Genomic DNA, 18,865 nt, shown 5'->3' on the forward strand with positions numbered 1-18,865 from the left:
GCCGGGCTCAAGGTCGGGGAGGCGGGGGCCGATGATCAGGTAGTTTCCGGAAAGGATGGGCGCCATGCAGGAGCTTAGACTGGAGGGCATCGACCCGGTCCGGCTTTCGCCGGCGCCCGCATCGTGGGGCCAGGGACGGCGGCAGGACCGGCCGAAGCCGGGGCCGCGCCGGGAGGGCGGCAGCCGCGAACGGATGATTCGGATGCTGGCGCCCGGGCATGACCCGGCAACGCTGGAACTGGAGTATGTCGTGGACCACGAAGGGATGATGGTCGCCATCCAGGTTCGCGACACGGCAACGGGGGACGTCATTGCGCGGGTGAGGGCAGAAGACCTCTGGCGGCTGGCGAGCGAGGAGGCAGCCAACGGACTTCTCCTGGAACGGCGAGGGTAGACGATGAGCGACCCGGTTCGGATCGGCGGGTTTTTCGCGACGTTCGATACGGAGGCGGTCGTCCAGCAGCTGACCGCCATCCGGATGCGGCAGGTGACGCTGCTGGAACGGAAGGGTGCGGACAACCAGGCGAAGAAGAACGCCGTCAATTCCGTGCAGACGGCGATGAAGGCGTTCCTCGAGCGGGTGAAGGCGCTCGCGGCGCCCCAGTCGGTGAGCGGAATGACGGCGACGGCGAGCGGCGCGGCGGTGAGCGTTTCGGCGCTGCCGGGAGCGCAGGCTGGAAGCTTCACCGTGAACGTCACCCAGCTGGCGACGGCCACGCGGCTGCAGGGCGCGCCGGCGGCGGCGGGGATCGATGCGACGAAGGCGATGAACCGGTCGAACTTCGGGACGGCGCCGACCAACGGGACATTCACCATCGCCACAGCGAACGGGGGCTCGCAGACGTTCACGGTCGGGCCGGCGGCGGCGCAGACGGGCGTGGCGCTGCAATCGGCGAACATCGAGATGGCGGTGACGAGCGGGACGTTCACCATTGGGACGGTGGGCGGCGGCACGCAGACGATCACCATCGATGTGACGACGGACACGCTGAATGACGTTGTGAATGCGATCAACGGTGCCGGGGTCGGGCTGACCGCGAGCATCGTGAACGATGCGAACGGGCGAGCGAACCGGCTGGAGCTGACGTCGAGCAACGGGGACATCATCCTCGGCGGTTCAGGCGACAGCTCCAATTTCCTTTCTGCGATGCGTCTGCTGAGCACGCCCGCGGGGACAACGCGGACGGGCCAGGCGTTCACCCAGCAGATGTCGCTGAACGACGTGATTGCCGACATCAACGCGAGCGGCATCGGGGTGACGGCGAGCATCACGAACGACAGCTACGGGCGGCCGAATATCCTGACGGTGACCTCGACGCAGGGGAACATCTCGTTCGGGAGCGGGTCGGACACCTCCAACTTCCTTGCTGTGACGGGGCTGCTGACCTCGGCGCCGGGCACGACGCGGTCGAGTTCGAACCCGCTGTCGCGGCTGAGCACGTCGGCGAAGCTGCAGGATGCGGGGTTCAACGGCGGGGCGCCGAACCCGGGCGACCAGGCTATCGTGATCAACGGGGTGAGCATCAGCTACAACGCGGCGACGGACTCGCTTGCGGACCTCATCAACCGGATCAACGCAAGCCAGGCAGGTGTGACGGCGCGGTACGATTCGCTGACCGACACGGTGCGGCTGCAGAACAAGGCAACGGGCGACCTGATGCTGACGGTGGAGGACGCCCCGGGCGGCAACCTGGCGGCAAAGCTCGGGCTGACGACGGGCACGCTCACGGCGGGGCAGAACGCGGAGTACAGCATCGACGGGGGGCCGACACAGCAGTCGGCATCGAACTCGGTTGGGTTCGGCGGGGTGACGATGACGTTCAAGGAGACGACGAGCGCGCCGGTGACGGTGACGGTCTCGCAGGACACGTCGAGCGCGGCGAACGCGATCAAGGCGTTCGTGGCCGAGTTCAACAACGTGATGAAGGCGATCGACGCGGCGACAAAGGCGGACGGGTCGAAGACGAATAACCAGTCGGGGCCGCTGAGCGGTGATGCGTCGCTGCGGCAGCTGAAATCGGACCTGCGGAGCATTCTGACGAGCCCGGGCACGAACCTGGAGGGCGGATTTGCGACGCTGTCGCAGATTGGGCTGACGTTCGGGGCGGTTGGGTCGGCCATCGGGACGACGAATACGCTGCAGTTCGACGAGGCGAAGTTTGCCGAGGCGGTGCGGACGAACCAGGCGGGGGTACAGGAGCTGCTGAGCCGGCTGAGCCTTGCGGCGACGCTGGAGCCGGGCGGGACGGGGTCGATTACCGGGATCTCGGGAACGTATGCGGGGACCGAGCCGGGGAAGTGGGTGATTACGGATGACGGCGCGGGGAACCTTTCGGCGGTGTTCACGCCGGCGAACGGGGGCCCGCCGATTTCGGCTTCGGGGACGATTGCGCCCAACGGCTCGAATTCGGGGCTGATCCCGGGCCTGACGCTGACGGCGGGGCCGACCCTGCAGGCCGGGACGCACACCATCACGGTCGGTGCGACGGCGGAGAGCGTCATCCAGCGGCTGAAGCGGTTTGCCGAGAACCAGGCGGGCATTGGGGGGACGCTGGACAAGCGGAAGGCGACGTATGACCGGATCGCCTCGGACATTTCGGAGCGGATTGCGACGCTGGAGAAACGGATTGAGGCCGAGATGGAGCAGCTGCGGCGGAAGTTTGCCGAGATGGAGCGGGCGCAAGCCCGGAGCCAGAGCATCCTGGGGAACCTGCAGCAGCTGGCGAACCAGCTTTCGGGGAACAGCGGCCGAAAGTAGGCGCGGCGCTGAAGATGCGTGAAAACCGGCCGATAACCGAAACGACACCGAACACGGGAGAACGAGCCTGATGACCACCAATCCCTACGCCGCGTACCGCACCGTGGAGACGATGACCGCCGACCCGGTGACGCTGACCACGATGCTCTTCGATGGCGCAGTGAAGGCGCTCCGGAAGGCGCGGCTGCACTGGGAGAACGGGAACCGGCGGGGGTTCGACGATGAGACGAACCGGGCGTACCTCATCATCGGGGAGCTGCGGGCGACGCTCGACATGAGCCAGGGCGAGATTGCGGAGAACCTGGCTGCGATTTACGCCTACTGCCTGCGGCGGATTGTCGAGGGGTCGCTGGGCGACCTGGCGAAGCTGGAAGAAGTGGAGCGGCACATCGGGCAGATCGGCGAGGCATGGAAGACGGCGACGGGAGCGCTGCGGGCGCAGGCCGCGGCAGCCCGGCCGGGAACGGAAGCGGCGGCGTGACGGAGGCCGGCCGGCCGATCGAGCGGGCGCTGGCGCTGGCCCGTGCGCGGCTGGCGCTGCTCCAGGCCGGCGGGGAGTTCGCAGGCCTGGAGGAGCTGGACCGGGCGCTGGAGGCGGCGTGCCGGGCGGCAGCGGCGGACGGACGGCCGGGGGATGAGCAGCCGCTCGGCGAGCTCCTGGCGCTCCAGCGGGCCGGGGACGCGATCATTGCGGCGGAGCTGGCGGCGACTGGCGCGCGGCTGCGGCGGCTGCGGGAGGGCCAGGCCGGCAACGCCGCCTACCGTGCGGGGAGCGAAGGGTTTGGGGGCGCCCGGTAACCGGGCGCGCCGCGTTTTTTCGCCCCGGGAGGCACGGCCGGAGCAGCCAGCGGCGATGCACCAAGTCGTCACCGGGCATTCATCGAATGGCGCCTGACCGACCACCGTCCGCGAATCAAGAATGACGCGCGACGTGCCGACACTCTCGGCAGCGCGCACCAGCGCGGGGAACAGTTGCATGAGGAAGCAGCAGGGCAGCCAGCGGGGGTCGACGGTGATGGCCGTCGGGATGGTCCTGGCTGCGGGCGTGATCGCCTGGTTGGGCGGGCGGGGGGACCAGCCGGTCCAGACCAGAGCCGAGGCCTCCGCGACCCTGCCGGGCAGGGCGGCGGCGCAAGAGGCGCAGGTTGCCTACCGATCGGTCTCGCACGGGGGTCTACCGACGCGGATTGTGATTCCTGCGGCGGGCATCGATGCGCCGGTCGTGGAGGTCGGCGTGGTGGTCGAGGACGGCGAGGCCCGGTGGGAGACGGCGTGGCACGCAGCCGGGCATCACATCGATTCGGCGATGCCGGGGCAGCCGGGGAACATGGTGATTACGGGGCACGTTTCGGTGGCCGACCGGCGGAATGCGCCGGTCTTTGCGACGCTCGACCGGGTGCGGGAGGGCGATGAGATTGTGGTGTACGCGGGGTCGGCCGCCTATCGTTATGTCGTAGAATCGATCCAGGTGGTCGACCCGGACGCGACGGAGGTGCTCCGCTCGGACGCGCGGGCGACGGTGACACTGATTACCTGCACGCGCGACCTGCGGCACCGCCTGGTGGTCACCGGGCGGCTGGCGGGCGAGGTCACGCCCGGGGACCCGGCGTAGGGCCTGGCACGATGGTGGGGAGGAGCGTGCCGGACCGAGCGATAACGAGGAGCAGCGCATGACAGGAGTACGGAAAACCGGAGGGCCGCGGGGGGTTGCGTTTGACCCGGTGCCGCTGCGCGGGCCGCGGCCGGCGCCTGCGCCGGAGCCGGCAGACCGGGCAGGCATCACCGACGAGGCGCGCGAGCTGGCCCGGGCGCTCGAAGCAGTCCGGGCGGCGCCGGAGGTGCGTGAGCTGCGCATCGCTCAGCTGCGCCGGGCGATTGCGGAAGGGCGCTACCAGCCGGACCCGGCGGAGATCGCGCGAAAGCTGCTGGAACGCGGCGGCTTCGACCGCGGGGGAACGTAAGGGAGCGGGCGGGGTTCGCACCCCGTCGAGTGGTGCCGGTTAACGGGACGAAGCGGGGGATGCCCCAATGCCACGACGGGCCTTTCGGCGGGTAGCCTGAAGATCGATGACCGGACACCAGATGCGTTCGAGAGCGGGCCGGGATGCTGCGCAGCAGGAGGTTGCAGCGGGAGCGATGGCACGGGTGCTGATTATCGACAGCGGACTCCCGCGGGCGCTGGAGGGGCGGTCGCTCCTCGGCGAGGGGCTCGACGCCCACCTGGTGCGCGAAGCGGAGGGACCGCTGGCGAGGGCCGACGGCGACGTCTTCGACCTGCTGGTCCTGTGCGGAATGTCGGCCGAACAGCAGGCGGAGATTGCCAGCGCGTTCCACGCGCACCGGCGATGGCGGCTGGTGCCGGTGCTGTACGTGAGCGACCCGGCGGCACCGGGGCTGGCAATCCCGGGGACGTTCCGCCCGGAGATCGACGGCATTGTGCGCGGGCACCGGACGAGCGCGGCGGTGGAGCGGAAGATGCGGGAGCTGGCGAGGGAAGGGGTGAGCGAAGCGGTTGCCGTGGCGGCAGGGCCGTTCGAGCTGGACCCGGTGCGGCTGCGGCTGGCGGCGCCGGGCGGGGCGATCGCCCTGACCGAACGGGAGGCGGAGGTGCTTTCGATGCTGCTGGCGCGGGCGAACCGGACGGTGCCGGCTGCGGAGATCATCGAACGGGGCTGGGGGCTCGAAGTGGACGAAAGGTCGCTCCAGATCCTGCGGCGGCACGTTTCGAACATCCGCCGGAAGCTGGCGGAGAAGGGCGCGGCGAAGGCGGTGCGGACGGTGCGCGGGACCGGGTACCGGTTCGAGGTGCGGGCGAGCTAGGAGCGGCCGCGGAAGGTGGGGTCGCTGGCATCGATCCAGCAGCTGGCGAGGCGGTCCTGGTAGCCGTCGGTCGTATCGAGGGGATACCCCTTGACGTAGGGCCAGGCGAGGGCGACGACGCGCTCGCTGACGAGGTTGGCGCCGGGGTTGAGCGCGAGGATGCGCCGCTGGATTTCATAGCCGAGGCTGCGGCGGGCATCTTCGTCGAGTTCGACGCGCTGCTTTTCGATGAGGGCATCGAGGTCGGGGTCGCGGAGCGGGAAGCTATTGCGGGTGCCGGCGCTGTGGAAGTAGGGGTAGACCCAGTCGTCGAGGTCGATCCAGCCGGTGTCGGGGCCGGCGGCGAAGGGGGCTTCGGCGGAGAGGAGGAGGCCGACGAGCTGGCTGAGCGGCATTGGGACGACGCGGATATCGAGGTCGAGGGCGGCTTTGAGCTGGTCGCGGATGAGCGAGCCGAGGCCGATGGCGTTTTCGGTCGCGTCGACGACGAAGAGCGGCAGGGGGTCGGCGGGCAGCTGTTTCTCGGAGCGGAAGGCTTCGAGGGCGGCGCGGGCATCGCGGAGGTCGGCTTCGCGGCCGCCATCGCCGGGGCGGTAGCCGGGCACGGTGGTGAGCTCGCTCTCGGGGAGGGTCCAGCGGGTGACGGGCCAGCTGATCCAGGGGCTGAGGCCGCCGGAGCCGTCGAAGAACTTACGGACCATTTCGCGGCGGTCGAGCGCCCAGGTGATGGCGTTGCGAAACCGCTGGTCGTTATACGGGTGATTGACCAGCGAGTAGCGGACGCTGAAGAACATCGAGTGGCCGACGGTGTATTCGACGAGCTGGGGCAGCCCGCGCTTGAGGTGGTCGGCGAGGGTGCGGCTGACGACGGCGACGTCGAGGGCCCGGGTGCGGAGTCCGCTCTCGACTTCAGCGGTGGTGCGGGGCTGGACGAGGGAGATGCCTTCGAGGTAGGGGCGCCGGTCGCCGCCGAACCAGGCGGGGTTGCGGCGGACGCTGGCAAAGCGCTGGTCGCTCCACTCGACCCAAAGGAAGGGGCCGCTGCCGACCTGGGCGTCCAGGGAGATGTCGCGGCCGTCGGGAGCGATCTCCGGGGCGACGATGAAGGAGGCGACGTCAGCGAAGAGGTGATGCGCGGCGGCGAGGGGCGCCTTGAGCTTGAAGGTGATGGTCTGGGGCGAGGTGACCTCAATGCTGTCGATGGCGGCCCACTGGGGCGCGCGGACAAAGGTGGTGTCACCGGAGCGCTGGCGTTCGATGCTGAACTTGACGTCGTCGGCGGTCACCGGGCGGCCGTTGAGGGGCGGGAGGTCGTGCCAGCGGGCCTGGGGGTTGATGCGGAAGACGAGGGTGGTGGGGTCGGGACGCTCGGGGAGGGCGACGGCGAGGTCGGCGGCGATGGTGCCGCGCGCCTGGTCCTGATAGGTGAGGAGGCGACTGAAGACCATCGCCTGGTGGCCGAGGAGCGGCCCGGCCTGGGTCTTGTGGGGGTCGGCGAAGGCGTCGCGTTCGACGAAGCCGGTGTGGCGGAGGGTGTGGCCGTGGCGGGGGGAGAGAGTTGTCGGCGAGGGCGACGGCGCGCGGGTGGGCGAAGCCGATGGCTCCGCTGTGGGGCTGAAGGGCGTGGGCTGGCCACCGCCGCCGCGGGAGCAGGCGGCGGCTGCGAGGGCCGCGGCGGCGCCGGTTGCGCCGAGGAGCCTGCGGCGGGTAAGCCGCCGCTGCCATGGTGATTCGAACGCCATACGATCCTTCATACTAGGTCGAAACGCAGGTACGGACCGGCAATGGACGGTTCAGACCGCGGATTCGCACGGTTTAGGAGCGCTGGAGGCAGTAGCTATGGCTGAACGGCTGACGGAAGCGGCAATCGGGGAGGGGCTGGCGGGCCTCAGCGGGTGGAAAGCGGAGGGGACGGCGGCGATTTCGAAGACTTTCCGGCTGAAGGACCATGTGGCGGCCGTGGGGCTGGTGATGCAGGTGGCCGTGGCGGCCGAGGTGATGAATCACCACCCGGAGGTTGCGTGGGTGTACAACCGGGTGACGTTTCGGCTGAGCACTCACGATGCCGGCGGGGTGACTGCGCTTGATCTGCAGCTCGCGCGGAAAATTGAGGAGCTGGCCGGCGGGGCGGGCTGACCGGGGATGACCCGGTCTTCCTGGCACGACAACGGGCCGCCTTTTCGGGGCGGCCCGTTGCGGTGCACGCCGAGCGCGAAGACTAGACGACGCCGAGCGCCTTTCGGGCGCGTGCGACGATCTGCTTTTCCTCCTCGGTGAGCTCGGACCAGTCTTTGATGATCTCTTCCTTGAGCGGGAAGATGTGGATGGCGTCCCAGCCGCAGACGTCCTCGCAGAGGCGGCAGCCGGTGCACTTCTTCTCGTCGACGGTGGAGACACCGAAAAAGTCGTCGACCCGGTCGGTGTGTTGGAGGGAGAGGGCATCGAAGGGGCAGATGTTGATGCAGAGCTCGCAGCCGGAGCCGATGCACTTCTCTTCGATGACGACGGCCCTGGGCCACTGGTCTTTTTTGAGGGAGCGGCAGACGTTGCCGTAGGTATCGAGGATGGCTTCGGGCGGACAGACGACGCCGCAGGCGCCGCAATCGATGCAGAGGGTGGGGTCGATGACGTGGAGCTGGTTGCGCTCGCCGGTGATGGCGTTCGTCGGGCACCGCTTGGTGCAGGCGGTGCAGCCGATGCAGGTTTCGACGATAGAATAGGGCACGAAGCGTCCCCCTGCGCGGGTGTTGGGGATTCAGCATAGCATGCCGGGCAGGGAGAGACCCGTCAGGGGAGGGCGGCGAGGAACGCTTCGACGGCAGCGTTGAAGGCTGCCGGGTTATCGATGTTGGCGGCGTGACCGGCGCCGGGGATGACGACTTTCTGCGCTCCCGGGATCTTCGCGGCCATGTAGTCGGTGGCGCCGAGGAAGGGCTCATCCTTTTCGCCGACGAGGACGAGGGTGGGGACGCGGATCGTTTCGAGCGATTCGATGACGCGGCTATCGAACTGGGCGAGCATGCCGCGGGCGGCGAGGGCGAGGCCTTTCGCCGAGCGGTGCTGGGCGATGCGGACTTCGGCGCCGGCGCCGAGGGCGTCGAGCCCGCGGGTTTCGAAGGCGACGGCGCGGGCTTCGGCGGTGCGGTTCCAGACTTCGCGGCCGGCAGGATTCCGGTAGCCGGGCCCGGTATCGAAGAGCATCAGTGCCCGGACACGGCCGGGGTGGGCGAGGTGGAAGGCGAGCGACATGTAACCGCCGAGGGAGAGGCCGCCGATGACGGCCGTATCGATGCCGAGGGCGTCGAGGATCGCGGCCATATCGGCGACGGTGGCGGCCTCGGAGTAGAGGGCCGGGTCATCGGGGCTGTCGGACTGGCCGTGGCCGCGCATGTCCCAGGTGATGATGCGGTAGCGGGGGGCGAGCACCTCAACCTGCCCGCGCCACATGCGCGAGGTGGCGCTGTAGCCGTGGCTGAGGAGGACGGGCGGGCCTTCGCCTGCTGCTTCGTAGAAGATGCGGACGCCGTCGCGTTCGAGGAAGGGCACAGGAGCCTCCGGGTTCGAGTCGTGGGCGGGATTGTACGCGCGGTCTGAGCCAGCGTCAGAGCGGGCCGCGGGCGGCGAGTTCGCGGCCGAGGAGCGCCTCGGGGGTGCCGTCGAAGGGAAACCGGCCGCGACGGACCATCCGGAGGGCGTGGAGGATGCCGCACCAGGCGGCGCGGCGGACGTCATGCGGGTAGCCCATGGCAGCGGCGCGGGCTTCGAAGACGTCGCGGTCGCGGATGTAGTGGTGCCCTCCCGGGAGGACAATGACGTCGAGATCGAGGTCGACGAAGTCGATGGTGCGGCCGGCAAGGGCGGCGGGGAGGGCGGCGTCGCACTTGGCTTCGAGGAAGCGGCCGAGTTCGTCGAACCAGTGGAGCACCGTGAGCGGCTCGCGGAGGCCGATGGTATGAATGCCGAATCCGCGCGGTTCGCCCGGTTCAGGCGGCTGTTTCTGGTGGCGCTCGGGGTCGTGAAAGACGATGAGCCAGTCGTCGCCGCGGGCGTCGATGAGGTCGCCGGGCCAGGCGGAGCGGAGGGAGCCGTCGTACTTCAGCTTGCGGACGAGGACCGGGTTCAGCATGGTCAGCCGGCCGCGGGCGGATGGGGATGGCGTTTGAGGGAGGCGGCCTCTTCCGGTTCGAGGCGGGCGGCAAGGGCCTCCTTCAGCTCGGCGATCTCGGGGTAGCGGCCGGCCTGACGGCGGGAGAAGATGCGCTCGCCGTTGACGTCGACGTCGAAATCGCCGCCGCCGGCGGGGATCAGGCGGAGGTCGGCGATGTATTCACCGAAGGTGTGGAGCAGCTCGTGGGCGACCCAGAGGGCGCGCGGGAGGAAGTTGCATCGCCGGCAGTAGGTAATGGAGACGGAGAGGCGGCTGGCCACGGAACGGCTCCCCCGCGGGGCTACTGGCGCTTGTTGCCCCACTGCTCCCAGTAGGTGACGTCTTCGACGGGCTTGCGGAAGCCTTCGCCGAACTTCCCCTTCGGCCAGCCGACGGGGATGAGGGCCGCGGTTTCGACGGTTTCGGGGATGCCGAGGAGCTTGCGGATATCGTCCTGGCGGAAGCGGTGGAGCGTGGTGAGCGCGGTGCCGAGGCCAAGGGCGCGGGCGGCGAGCATGAGGTTCTGGACGGCGGGGTAGATGCTGGAACCGGCAGTGATGTCGGGCCGCTGGCCGGGGTCGACGAGGAGGCAGGCGAGGATGAGAACGGGGACTTCGTGGAGGTGGTCGGCGAGGTACTGGGCGGAGCGCATGACGCGTTCGTTGCTGGCGGCCTCTTCGGGCGGGAGGTCGGGGCGGTTGCCGTAGCCGCTGGCGACGAGGCGGTCCCAGCCTTCTTTGTACCACTCCTGAATCTGCTTCTTCTTCTCGGGGTCGGTGATGACGAGCCAGCGCCAGTTCTGGCGGTTGCCGCCGCTGGGCGCACGGGTGGCAGCCCAGAGGATCTTTTTGATGTACTCCTCGGGAACAGGGTCAGGCTTCAGGCGGCGCATGGCGCGCTGGGTTCGGATCACTTCGAAAATGTCAGTCTCGACAGGCTGGACGTCGGACATGGCAGTGCTCCAGGGAGGGATGTGGCGCTGATCCTACAGGGTCAGCGGGGAGGCGCGAGGGGGCTATAATCCGGCGGCGATGACGGAGCTGCCGCTTGCGGGCATCCGAGTGTGCGACCTGACGTGGGTGATCGCGGGGCCGACGGCGACGCGGATCCTGGCGGATTTCGGCGCGGAGGTGGTCCGGGTCGAGCATGGGCAGGCGGCAGACCCGATCCGGTTCGGGCGGCCGATTGCGGGAGAGCGGCCTACGCTGAACAACTCGGGATTTTTCAACTACTTCAACCGGAACAAAAAGAGCGTGCTGCTGAATGTGCGCCACCCGCTCGGGATGGAGGTGCTGGAGCGGCTGATCCGGGCGAGCGATGTGGTGATCGAGAACTTTTCGAGCGGGGTGCTGGAATCGTGGGGGCTCGACTACGCGGCGCAGCGGGCGATCAACCCGGGGATTATCTACTGCTCGATCTCGGGGTTTGGGCACACCGGGCGGGACCGGCACTACACGACCTGGGGGCCGACGGCGCAGGCGCTCAGCGGCCTGACGCTGATGTCGGGGCTGCCGGGGAAGCCGCCTGCCGGGTGGGGGTATTCGTACCTGGACCACACCGCGGGCTACTACGCGGCGATCGCGGTCATGATGGCGCTGCACCACCGGAATCGGACCGGCGAGGGGCAGTGGGTCGATATCGCCCAGGTTGAGACGGGGATGGTGCTGGCCGGCCCGGCAGTGCTGGACTTTACGGTGAACGGCCGGAGCTGGCTCCGGGAGGGCATGCCGCCCGGCAACCGGGCGTGGGAGCCGGCGATGGCGCCGCATAACACCTACCGGTGCGCGGGCGAGGACCGGTGGGTGGCGATTGCGGTGCGGAACGATGCGGAGTGGGAGGCGCTGCGCCGGGCGATGGGCGAGCCGGCCTGGACGGCCGATGCGCGCTTCGCAACGGCCGCGGGGCGGCTGGCGCACCAGGAGGAGCTGGACCGGGGGATCGAGGCGTGGACGCGGGAGCGGGATGCCTACGCGGTGATGGACACGCTCCAGGCCGCCGGCGTTCCGGCGGGGGTCTGCCAGACGGCGGGCGACCGGGTGGAGCGGGACCCGCAGCTGGCGGCTCGGGGCTGGTGGACGACGATGCCGCACCCGGAGCTGGGGGATGCGGGCATTGATGGGGTGGCGCCGCGTCTCTCGAAGACGCCGGGGACGAACCGTACGGCGTCGCCGCTGATTGGCGAACACACGTACGAGGTGATGACCTCGATGCTCGGCATGAGCGCGGAGGAGTACGCGGAGCTCGAGGCGCAGGGGGTGTTCATGTGAGCGGGCCGCTGGCGGGGCTGCGCGTGGTTGAGCGGTGCGGGGCGCTTGGCCAGTACGCGGGAAAGCTGCTCGCGGATATGGGCGCGGACGTGGTGAAGGTGGAGCCGCCCGGGGGGAGTGAGGCGCGGGCCATCGGGCCGTTCGTCGACGACGTTCCCGGGCCGGACCGTTCGCTGAACTTCTGGTACTTCAACACGAACAAGCGGTCGGTAATGGTCGACTTCGCGGAGCAGGACGGCGCGGCGACATGGCGCGAGCTCGCTGCAGCCGCGGATATCGTGATCGAGGACGGGAAGCCGGGAGAGCTCGACCGGCTGGGGGCCGGGTACCGGGCGGTCGCGCCGCGGGCGCCCGGCCTCATCTGGTGCGCGATGACGCCGTTCGGGCAGGACGGGCCCTGGGCGCACTACGAGGCGACCGACATGGTCTCGCTGGCGCTGGGCGGGGCGATGATGATGAACGGGTATGACCCTGAGGACGCGGCGGACGCGCCGCCGATCCGCGGGCACGGGGACCAGGGGTACCTGACCGCGTGCCACTATGCAGTGCAGGGCATCCTTGCCGCGCTGCTCTGGCGGGACCGGACGGGCGAGGGCCAGTTCATCGACTGCTCGGCGCACGAGGCGATCAGCAGCACAACGGAGGTTGCGCTGCCGTACTGGTTCACGCAGCGGATCAACGTCATCCGGCAGACGGGGCGGCACGCGGCGGCAACGCGGACGGAGCGGTGGCTCTACCGGGCGGGCGACGGGCGCTGGGTGCTGGTGTTCGGGGTGGGGCGGGACAACGCGAGCTGGAAGCGCATAAAGGAATGGTTCCAATCGGAGGGGTTCGGGCTGCAGTTCGACGAGCCGCGGTTCGATGACCCGCTGAACCGGCAGGCGGCGCGGGGGAGCCCCGAGGCGGCGGAGATCTTCGCGGAGCTGGGGCGGTTCATCGCAGCGCATACGGCGGAGGAGGTGTACCGGGGCGGGCAGGAGCGGCGGCAGGCCTGGGGCATCGTCCGCAGCCCGGAAGAGGCGCTCTTCGATCCGCACTGGGAGGACCGGGGTTTCTGGGTCGACGTCGAGGGAGAGGGCCGCGAGGGACGGCCGGTGCGGATGCCGGGCGCGCCATACCGGTTCGGTGCGACGGCATGGGAGCTGCGCCGGCCAGCTCCAAAGCTGGGAGAGCATACCGCGGAGGTGCTGGCGGAGTGGCTGGGGCGCGAAACATGACCGATACGGGGTGATAACGCCGGGTTCACAGGCGGATGTGATGATGCAGGCATCGGGACGTTCCCGATGCAGCCGCCTCCCCTGTCCCCTCCGGGCGTGCTGCGTAAGGGACCTGGCGTACGGTGCCGCCAGGTCCCTTTGTTGTTTTCCGGCGCCCGCAGGATTCGGGATTCGCACCGGGGAGCCCCGCAATCGGGCACGGAACGTGAAATTTTGGTCGCTGCCGCTGACGGGAGCGGCGGGGCATCGTACGGTAGGGTTCCTGTGACATCCGAACTTCACGCGGATGTGACCCGGCTGTGATGCGGGGCGTGCAGGATACACGCCATTGTGTGGGGGTGACACGCATGGTCAGTGGCGCAGCGATTGCGGAACGGGTTTCGCTATACGAGGTGCTGCGAGCGCAGCATGCGTCCGTGCAGCAGCTCCGGGCGTTCGGGCTCGACCGGGACGACCTCGGTGCTTCGCTGGCAGCGGCGGCGCGGAAGGCGGGGATCAGCCCGGATGTGCTGGCGGCGGCAATCGGCCGGAACGACCGGGAGCCGGCAGCGTCCGTCCACTGAGCGGGAGCGGCGCGCTGCCTAGGGGATTTTGACTTCCTGGCCGACCTGGAGCGGGCAGTCGGGGCTGAAGCCGTTGGCGGCGATGAGCTCCTGGAGGGAGACACCGTAGCTGGCGGCGATGTCGGCGCAGGTATCGCCGGGCTTGACGACGTAGACCTTGCCGGAGCCGCTGGAGGAGCCGCCTGAAGACCGCGGGACGGTCGGCGTGGGGCGGACGGTGGGGTTGGAGGTGAGGCCGCCGGTGCCGCCCGCGACCGGGGTGGGTGTGGGAGCAGGGATCACGATGGAATCGCCGGGGCGGAGGTTATCGCAGGCGGTGGGGTTGGCTTTGATGAGGGCGTCGAGGCTGATGCCCTCGGCGGCGGCGATGCCGGAACAGGTATCGCCGGGCTTGACGGTGTAGGTCTTGCGCGGTGTTGGGGTGGAGGCGCCGCCCGTGGGGGTCAGCGACGCGGAGTTGCCGCCTTCGAGGATGACCTGGTTGCCCTGGATCCGGTAGAGGACCGGGTTCTGCATTGGGGTGGCCGTGGGCACACGGGCAGGGTCGGTAATCCGTTCGCCGCCGGCGGATTCCGGCTGACCCCCGCCGCCGCAGGCGGCAGCGAAGAAGCCAGCCACCATCGCGAGGGCGGCGGCAGCGGCGGTGAGGCGGCGGGGTGCGGCAATGGCCATGGGAACCATGCTAGGACCGGGCACGGGTCTCAGCCAACCTCGCGGAGGAGGTCGGCGACGAGGAGATACGCGGCGTCGCCGATGGCGTCGAGGATGGCGCGGTCGATGGCCTCGACGACGTCGCGGGGCGAGTGGATGGTGGAGAAGTCGCCGGAGGTGAAGAAGACCACTTCGACGCCGGCATCGGCGAAGCTCATATGGTCGCTGCCGGAGTTGGGCGGCAGCCGCGAGGGGACGGCATCGAGGCCGGCCGCACGGGCGAGGTCGATGGCGCGGGCGGCGGCTGACGTGTCGCCGATGACCTCAATGCGCTGGCCGATGCCGGTGACATCGAGGTTGACCATGTAGCGCGGGAGGGCATTTTCGGCGCGGAGCCGTTCGACGAGGGCGCGGCTGCCGTGGAGACCGGATTCTTCGGCGCCGAAGAGGGCGAAGCAGAGGCCGGGGCGCGGGCCGCCGACGGCGAAGGCGCGGGCAAGCTCGAGGACGTTGGCGGTGCCGCTGGCGTTGTCGTTGGCGCCGGGTGCGCCGGGGACGGTATCGAAGTGGCCGCCGACGATGACGGCGCAGGCGGCGGTGCCGGGCGGGCGGGCGATGACGTTGTAGGCCCGGGTGCCGCCCGAGGCCGGGGGCGCTGTGAGGGTAACCGGCTCGCCGGCACGGGCAGCTTCGAGGAGGGCGGCGCCGGCTTCCTGCGCGACCGAGACCACGGGGAAACGGGCGGAGAGGGTGAGATTGCCGGAGAAGGGGCCTGGCTGGTTGTTCACGACAACCAGCCCGATGGCGCCTGCGGCGGCGACGTTCTGGTACTTGGCGGCGAAGGTGAGGCCGCCACGCTCGGCGACGGCGATGCGGCCGGTGAGATTGCGGCCAGCGATGCCGGCGTCGTCGGCGAGGCCGACGAATACGGCGGGGGCTTCGACGGTGCCGCCGGGGCTGCCGGACATGGTGAGCGCTTCGAGGGCCGCGCCGCGGACACGGACTTCGCCGACACGGAAGGGGTCGTCCTCGAAGGTGAAAGGCATGCGTTCGACGTCATAGCCGAAGGAGGCGAGCTGCGCCTCGAGGTACTCAACGGCGCGGAGTTCAGCGGGCGTGCCAGCGACGCGGGGTTCGCGCGCGAGGGCTGCGACGTGGGCGAAGGCGAGGTCGGCGTCGTGGCCGGCGGGACCGGACGCCTGGCCGCGGGCGGGGGGCGTGCGCGTGACAGGCGGGGCGGATGGTGACGCCGGTGCCGGAGACGATGCCGCTGCGGGCGCGGCCGTGTCGGTCGCGGCCGGGGCCACGGCGGGTTCGCGGCTGGAGCAGGCGGCAGCGAGGAGGAGCGCCGGGAGGGCCGCAAGGAGCAGGAAAGAGCGGCGCATCACGTTCCCGAGGGTACGGGGCGAGGGCGTAATGTGCCCGGAAAGGCTAGCGGCGCCGGAAAGGGTTGCGGAAGCGGCTGGTGTGCCCGGGCGGGCCGTAGTCGATGTAGCGGTCGCGCCAGTAGACGCGGCGGGGGCGCGAGCCGCCGATGCTCCCGACGGGGCGGCTGCGGAAGGAGAGGAGGAAAGCGCTGATGAAGATGACGACACCGGCGAAGGAGACCCAGATGAGCGGGCTCCAGAACATGGAGAGGAAGAGGCCGGCGATCATCGTGCCGGCGCCGGCGAGGAGGAGACGGGCAGGGTCGAGGTCGGGGAGCGAGAGCCGTGGAAGGGAGCGGCGCGGCTTCCGTCGGCGGCGGCGCTCCTCGAGCGAGATGGGCTGGCGGCCGCCCTCCGGGAGTTCGGTATCGAGCTTTGCGAGCAGCTCTTCGATTTCACGTTCGATCCGGTCGGCCATGACGGTTCCACGGTAGGACATTCGCAGCGGCGCGTCGATGGGGCGGGGTCAGGAGCCGGATACGGAGGGGGCAAGGATGGCCCGGGCGTGCGGGAGGAGGAGTTCGACCCAGCGCGCGTACATGGCGGCGGAGGGGTGAAGGCCGTCGCCGGCGAGGAGGCCGGGGTCGCGGGCCGCTTCGCGCGAGACGGGGGTGACATCGAGCCAGCGGGCGCCGGCGCCAGCGGCCGCTGCGCGGTTTACCTCGTTGAAGGCGTCGATTTCGGCGGCGATGCGGGCGCGGTCACGGCCGTTGGCGAAGGGGGTGACGCCCCAGTCGGGGATGGAGAGCACGACCACCCGGGAGGGGTCGCCGGCTGCGCTGGCGACCGCCCGGAGGATGAGCGCATCGAGGCGGGCGCGGTAGCTCTCGTCGCAGGGGAGGCCGCGATACTGGTCGTTGACGCCAATGAGCAGGGTGACGAGGTCGAAGGGGCCCGCGGGCGAGGCGGCATCGAGGGCGGCGGCCAGTTCGGCGGTAGTCCAGCCGGTGGTTGCGATGATGACCGGGTCGGCGAGGTCGAAGCCGGCCGAGCGGAGCCGGCGGGCGAGCTGTGCGGGCCAGCGCTCGGCGGGGTCGACGGCTTCGCCGATGGTGTAGGAATCGCCGAGGGCGAGGATGCGGAGGGGCACCTCAACACTGTAGCGGGCCGGGCCGGAGCGGTCGCCGTGGCTAGAGCTGGGCTTTGACGCGCTCGGCGAGGGCGCGGGTGAAGCCGACGGTGGCGGCGATTTCGTCAACGTCGGCTTCGCGGATGGCCTTGACGCTGCCGAATTTCTTGAGCAGCGCCTTCTTCCGTTTCGGGCCGATGCCGGGGATGGTGTCGAGGGCGCTCTGGATGGTGGATTTGCCCCGGACCTGGCGATGGAAGGTGATGGCGAAGCGATGGGCTTCGTCGCGGATGCGCTGGACGAGGAAGAGGGCTTCGGAGCCGCGGGGGAGGATGATGGGCTCGTCGTCATCGGGCACGAAGATTTCTTCGTGGCGCTTGGCGAGGGCAACGACCGGGATATGGTGGACGCCGAGCTCGTGCATGACTTCGAGGGCAGCGGAGAGCTGGCCTTTGCCGCCGTCGATGATGACGAGGTCGGGGAGGTCCCAGGCGTCGGCCGGCGACTGTTCCGCTCCAGGGCTTTCGGCGGCCTGGAGCGACTCGGGCGTGCGGGCGTGGCGGCCGAAGCGGCGGCGGAGGACCTCCTGCATGGTGGCGAAGTCGTTGGCGCCCTGGACGGTTTTGACGCGGAAGCGGCGGTACTGGTTGGGCGCGGGGCGGCCGTCGACGAAGACGACCATGCTGGAGACGGGGCTCGTGCCCTGGATGTTGGAGTTGTCGTAGCACTCGATGCGGTGCGGGGTGGCGGGCAGGGAGAGTTCTTCGCGGAGCTGTTCGAGCGCCTGCTCCGTTTTGCTGGCATCGGCGAGCCAGCGGACGCGGGCGACCGCGAGGGCCTCGCGGGCGTTTTCGGCGGCGAGGTCGACGAGGCGGCGTTTTTCGCCGCGGGCCGGGATGCGGATTTCGACCCGGGAGCCGCGTTTTTCGGTGAGGAGCTCCTCGATGCTCTCGCGGTCTTCGGGCTCGGCAGGGACGGCGACGAGTTTCGGGATGTACTGGGCGCCCTCGTAGTACTGGAGGAGAAAGTTGGCGAGGACGGTGGCGTCGGGCTCGTCGCGGACGCCGGCGAGCATGAAGCTGTCGCGGCCGATCATCTGGGTACCGCGGATGAAGAAGACCTGGACGCAGGCGTCGTCGCCGTCGCGGGCGAGGCCGAAGATGTCGGCGTCTTCGTTGCGGGTGGTGGCGACGTGCTGCCTTTCGACGGTGCGCTCAATGGCGCGGATCTGGTCGCGGAGCTGGGCGGCGCGCTCGAATTCGAGGCGCTCGGCGGCGTCGTCCATCTGTTTGCGGAGGCGGCGGAGCACGTCGTCGGCCTTGCCTTCGAGGAAGAGGATGACCTGCTGGATGACCTCGTCGTACTCCTCTTTCGTGCAGTAGGCGGTGCAGGGCGCGATGCAGCGCTTGATGTAGTAGTCGAGGCAGGGACGGGGGTCGCGGCCGGTGATCTCCTTGGTGCAGGAGCGCCAGGGGAAGAGCTTCTTGGTCAGGTCGAGGGTGGCGCGGACGGAGCCGGCGCTGGCGTAGGGGCCGAAGTAGCGGGCGCCGTCGTTTTCGATGCGGCGGGTGATGGAGACGCGCGGCCAGGGGTTCTGGAGGTCGATTTTGAGGTAGGGGTAGCGCTTGTCGTCCTTCAGGCGGATGTTGAAGAAGGGCTGGTGGCGTTTGATGAGCGCTGCTTCGAGGAGGAGGGCCTCGGCGGGGCTGGAGACGACGATGTATTCGAAATCGTCGATTTGTTCGCGGAGGGCACGGGTTTTCGGTTCGAGGCCGCGGGGCGAGCCGAAATAGGAGCGGACGCGGTCGCGCAGGCGGGCGGCTTTGCCGACGTAGATCACCTCGCCGGCGGCGTTGCGCATGATGTAGACGCCGGGCCGGGCGGGGAGGGCGGCGAGCTGCTTGCGAAGCTTTTCGGAGATCGTGGAGGACGCCACGAGATCAGTG

The 18,865-nt window shown here is 69.7% G+C and carries 22 protein-coding genes; 11 read left to right on the forward strand and 11 right to left on the reverse strand.

The window, feature by feature from the left end:
* The first annotated feature begins 64 nt into the window (after positions 1–64).
* From A9A59_RS12495 to A9A59_RS12525, 7 genes are all read left to right on the forward strand, one after another.
* Complete coding sequence (locus A9A59_RS12495; protein WP_133117619.1) at positions 65–394, forward strand: hypothetical protein; 330 nt, start codon at positions 65–67, stop codon at positions 392–394.
* A 3-nt stretch (positions 395–397) separates the two neighbouring features.
* Positions 398–2,758, forward strand: coding sequence for a flagellar filament capping protein FliD (gene fliD / locus A9A59_RS12500; protein ID WP_098504583.1), 2,361 nt, complete (start codon positions 398–400; stop codon positions 2,756–2,758).
* A gap of 70 nt (positions 2,759–2,828) precedes the next feature.
* On the forward strand, positions 2,829–3,239 hold the full coding sequence (gene fliS / locus A9A59_RS12505; protein ID WP_098504584.1) for a flagellar export chaperone FliS: 411 nt from the start codon (positions 2,829–2,831) through the stop codon (positions 3,237–3,239).
* Complete coding sequence (locus A9A59_RS12510) at positions 3,236–3,556, forward strand: hypothetical protein (RefSeq protein WP_133117620.1); 321 nt, start codon at positions 3,236–3,238, stop codon at positions 3,554–3,556. The genes fliS and A9A59_RS12510 overlap by 4 nt, the downstream gene beginning before the upstream one ends.
* 178 nt (positions 3,557–3,734) lie before the next feature.
* Positions 3,735–4,370 carry a sortase gene (locus A9A59_RS12515; RefSeq protein ID WP_165772722.1) on the forward strand — a complete coding sequence of 212 codons (636 nt, stop codon included), beginning with the start codon at positions 3,735–3,737 and terminating at the stop codon, positions 4,368–4,370.
* 58 nt (positions 4,371–4,428) lie between these two features.
* Positions 4,429–4,719 carry a flagellar biosynthesis anti-sigma factor FlgM gene (gene flgM, locus A9A59_RS12520; RefSeq protein WP_098504587.1) on the forward strand — a complete coding sequence of 97 codons (291 nt, stop codon included), beginning with the start codon at positions 4,429–4,431 and terminating at the stop codon, positions 4,717–4,719.
* A 106-nt stretch (positions 4,720–4,825) separates the two neighbouring features.
* Positions 4,826–5,578 (forward strand): winged helix-turn-helix domain-containing protein, encoded by a 753-nt coding sequence (locus A9A59_RS12525; RefSeq protein WP_098504588.1) that lies wholly within the window; start codon positions 4,826–4,828, stop codon positions 5,576–5,578.
* On the opposite strand, the gene A9A59_RS12530 is transcribed toward A9A59_RS12525, so the two are convergent.
* Positions 5,575–7,320 carry an ABC transporter substrate-binding protein gene (locus tag A9A59_RS12530; RefSeq protein ID WP_165772723.1) on the reverse strand — a complete coding sequence of 582 codons (1,746 nt, stop codon included), beginning with the start codon at positions 7,318–7,320 and terminating at the stop codon, positions 5,575–5,577. The genes A9A59_RS12525 and A9A59_RS12530 overlap by 4 nt on opposite strands.
* 97 nt (positions 7,321–7,417) lie before the next feature.
* Between A9A59_RS12530 and A9A59_RS12535 the strand changes: the two genes are divergently transcribed.
* Complete coding sequence (locus tag A9A59_RS12535) at positions 7,418–7,714, forward strand: 4a-hydroxytetrahydrobiopterin dehydratase (protein ID WP_098504590.1); 297 nt, start codon at positions 7,418–7,420, stop codon at positions 7,712–7,714.
* 82 nt (positions 7,715–7,796) lie between these two features.
* Here the strand turns inward: A9A59_RS12535 and A9A59_RS12540 are convergent, their stop codons facing one another.
* From A9A59_RS12540 to A9A59_RS12560, 5 genes are all read right to left on the reverse strand, one after another.
* Entirely contained in the window at positions 7,797–8,303 is a 507-nt protein-coding gene (locus A9A59_RS12540) for a 4Fe-4S binding protein (RefSeq protein WP_098504591.1), read from the reverse strand.
* A 62-nt stretch (positions 8,304–8,365) separates the two neighbouring features.
* Positions 8,366–9,124, reverse strand: coding sequence for an alpha/beta fold hydrolase (locus A9A59_RS12545; protein ID WP_098504592.1), 759 nt, complete (start codon positions 9,122–9,124; stop codon positions 8,366–8,368).
* A gap of 55 nt (positions 9,125–9,179) precedes the next feature.
* A complete protein-coding gene (locus A9A59_RS12550) occupies positions 9,180–9,704 on the reverse strand; it encodes a ribonuclease FAU-1 family protein (RefSeq protein ID WP_098504593.1) in 525 nt (174 codons plus the stop codon).
* Between the two features lie 2 nt (positions 9,705–9,706).
* Entirely contained in the window at positions 9,707–10,006 is a 300-nt protein-coding gene (locus tag A9A59_RS12555) for an Rdx family protein (RefSeq protein WP_165772724.1), read from the reverse strand.
* A 20-nt stretch (positions 10,007–10,026) separates the two neighbouring features.
* On the reverse strand, positions 10,027–10,677 hold the full coding sequence (locus tag A9A59_RS12560; protein ID WP_098504594.1) for a nitroreductase family protein: 651 nt from the start codon (positions 10,675–10,677) through the stop codon (positions 10,027–10,029).
* A gap of 79 nt (positions 10,678–10,756) precedes the next feature.
* Between A9A59_RS12560 and A9A59_RS12565 the strand changes: the two genes are divergently transcribed.
* The 3 genes from A9A59_RS12565 (at position 10,757) to A9A59_RS14170 (ending at position 13,772) form a co-directional block, all read left to right on the forward strand.
* A complete protein-coding gene (locus A9A59_RS12565) occupies positions 10,757–11,992 on the forward strand; it encodes a CaiB/BaiF CoA transferase family protein (RefSeq protein WP_098504595.1) in 1,236 nt (411 codons plus the stop codon).
* Complete coding sequence (locus A9A59_RS12570; protein ID WP_098504596.1) at positions 11,989–13,209, forward strand: CaiB/BaiF CoA transferase family protein; 1,221 nt, start codon at positions 11,989–11,991, stop codon at positions 13,207–13,209. The genes A9A59_RS12565 and A9A59_RS12570 overlap by 4 nt, the downstream gene beginning before the upstream one ends.
* Positions 13,210–13,625: 416 nt before the next feature.
* Positions 13,626–13,772 carry a hypothetical protein gene (locus A9A59_RS14170; RefSeq protein WP_165772725.1) on the forward strand — a complete coding sequence of 49 codons (147 nt, stop codon included), beginning with the start codon at positions 13,626–13,628 and terminating at the stop codon, positions 13,770–13,772.
* Positions 13,773–13,790: 18 nt separating this feature from the next.
* Here A9A59_RS14170 and A9A59_RS12580 read toward each other — a convergent pair whose 3' ends face one another.
* From A9A59_RS12580 to uvrC, 5 genes are read right to left on the reverse strand one after another with little or no spacing between them, the layout of a single operon-like run.
* Positions 13,791–14,444, reverse strand: a complete 654-nt coding sequence (locus tag A9A59_RS12580; protein WP_165772726.1) for a LysM peptidoglycan-binding domain-containing protein — start codon at positions 14,442–14,444, stop codon at positions 13,791–13,793.
* Positions 14,445–14,473: 29 nt separating this feature from the next.
* Positions 14,474–15,808 (reverse strand): M28 family metallopeptidase, encoded by a 1,335-nt coding sequence (locus A9A59_RS12585; RefSeq protein ID WP_278286937.1) that lies wholly within the window; start codon positions 15,806–15,808, stop codon positions 14,474–14,476.
* A 46-nt stretch (positions 15,809–15,854) separates the two neighbouring features.
* Positions 15,855–16,268 (reverse strand): hypothetical protein, encoded by a 414-nt coding sequence (locus tag A9A59_RS12590; protein ID WP_098504600.1) that lies wholly within the window; start codon positions 16,266–16,268, stop codon positions 15,855–15,857.
* A 48-nt stretch (positions 16,269–16,316) separates the two neighbouring features.
* Entirely contained in the window at positions 16,317–16,940 is a 624-nt protein-coding gene (locus A9A59_RS12595) for an SGNH/GDSL hydrolase family protein (protein WP_098504601.1), read from the reverse strand.
* Between the two features lie 40 nt (positions 16,941–16,980).
* Positions 16,981–18,855 carry an excinuclease ABC subunit UvrC gene (gene uvrC / locus A9A59_RS12600; protein ID WP_278286908.1) on the reverse strand — a complete coding sequence of 625 codons (1,875 nt, stop codon included), beginning with the start codon at positions 18,853–18,855 and terminating at the stop codon, positions 16,981–16,983.
* Positions 18,856–18,865 lie beyond the last annotated feature (10 nt).

The organism is Tepidiforma thermophila (assembly GCF_002563855.1).
In the GTDB taxonomy this organism is placed as follows: domain Bacteria; phylum Chloroflexota; class Dehalococcoidia; order Tepidiformales; family Tepidiformaceae; genus Tepidiforma; species Tepidiforma thermophila.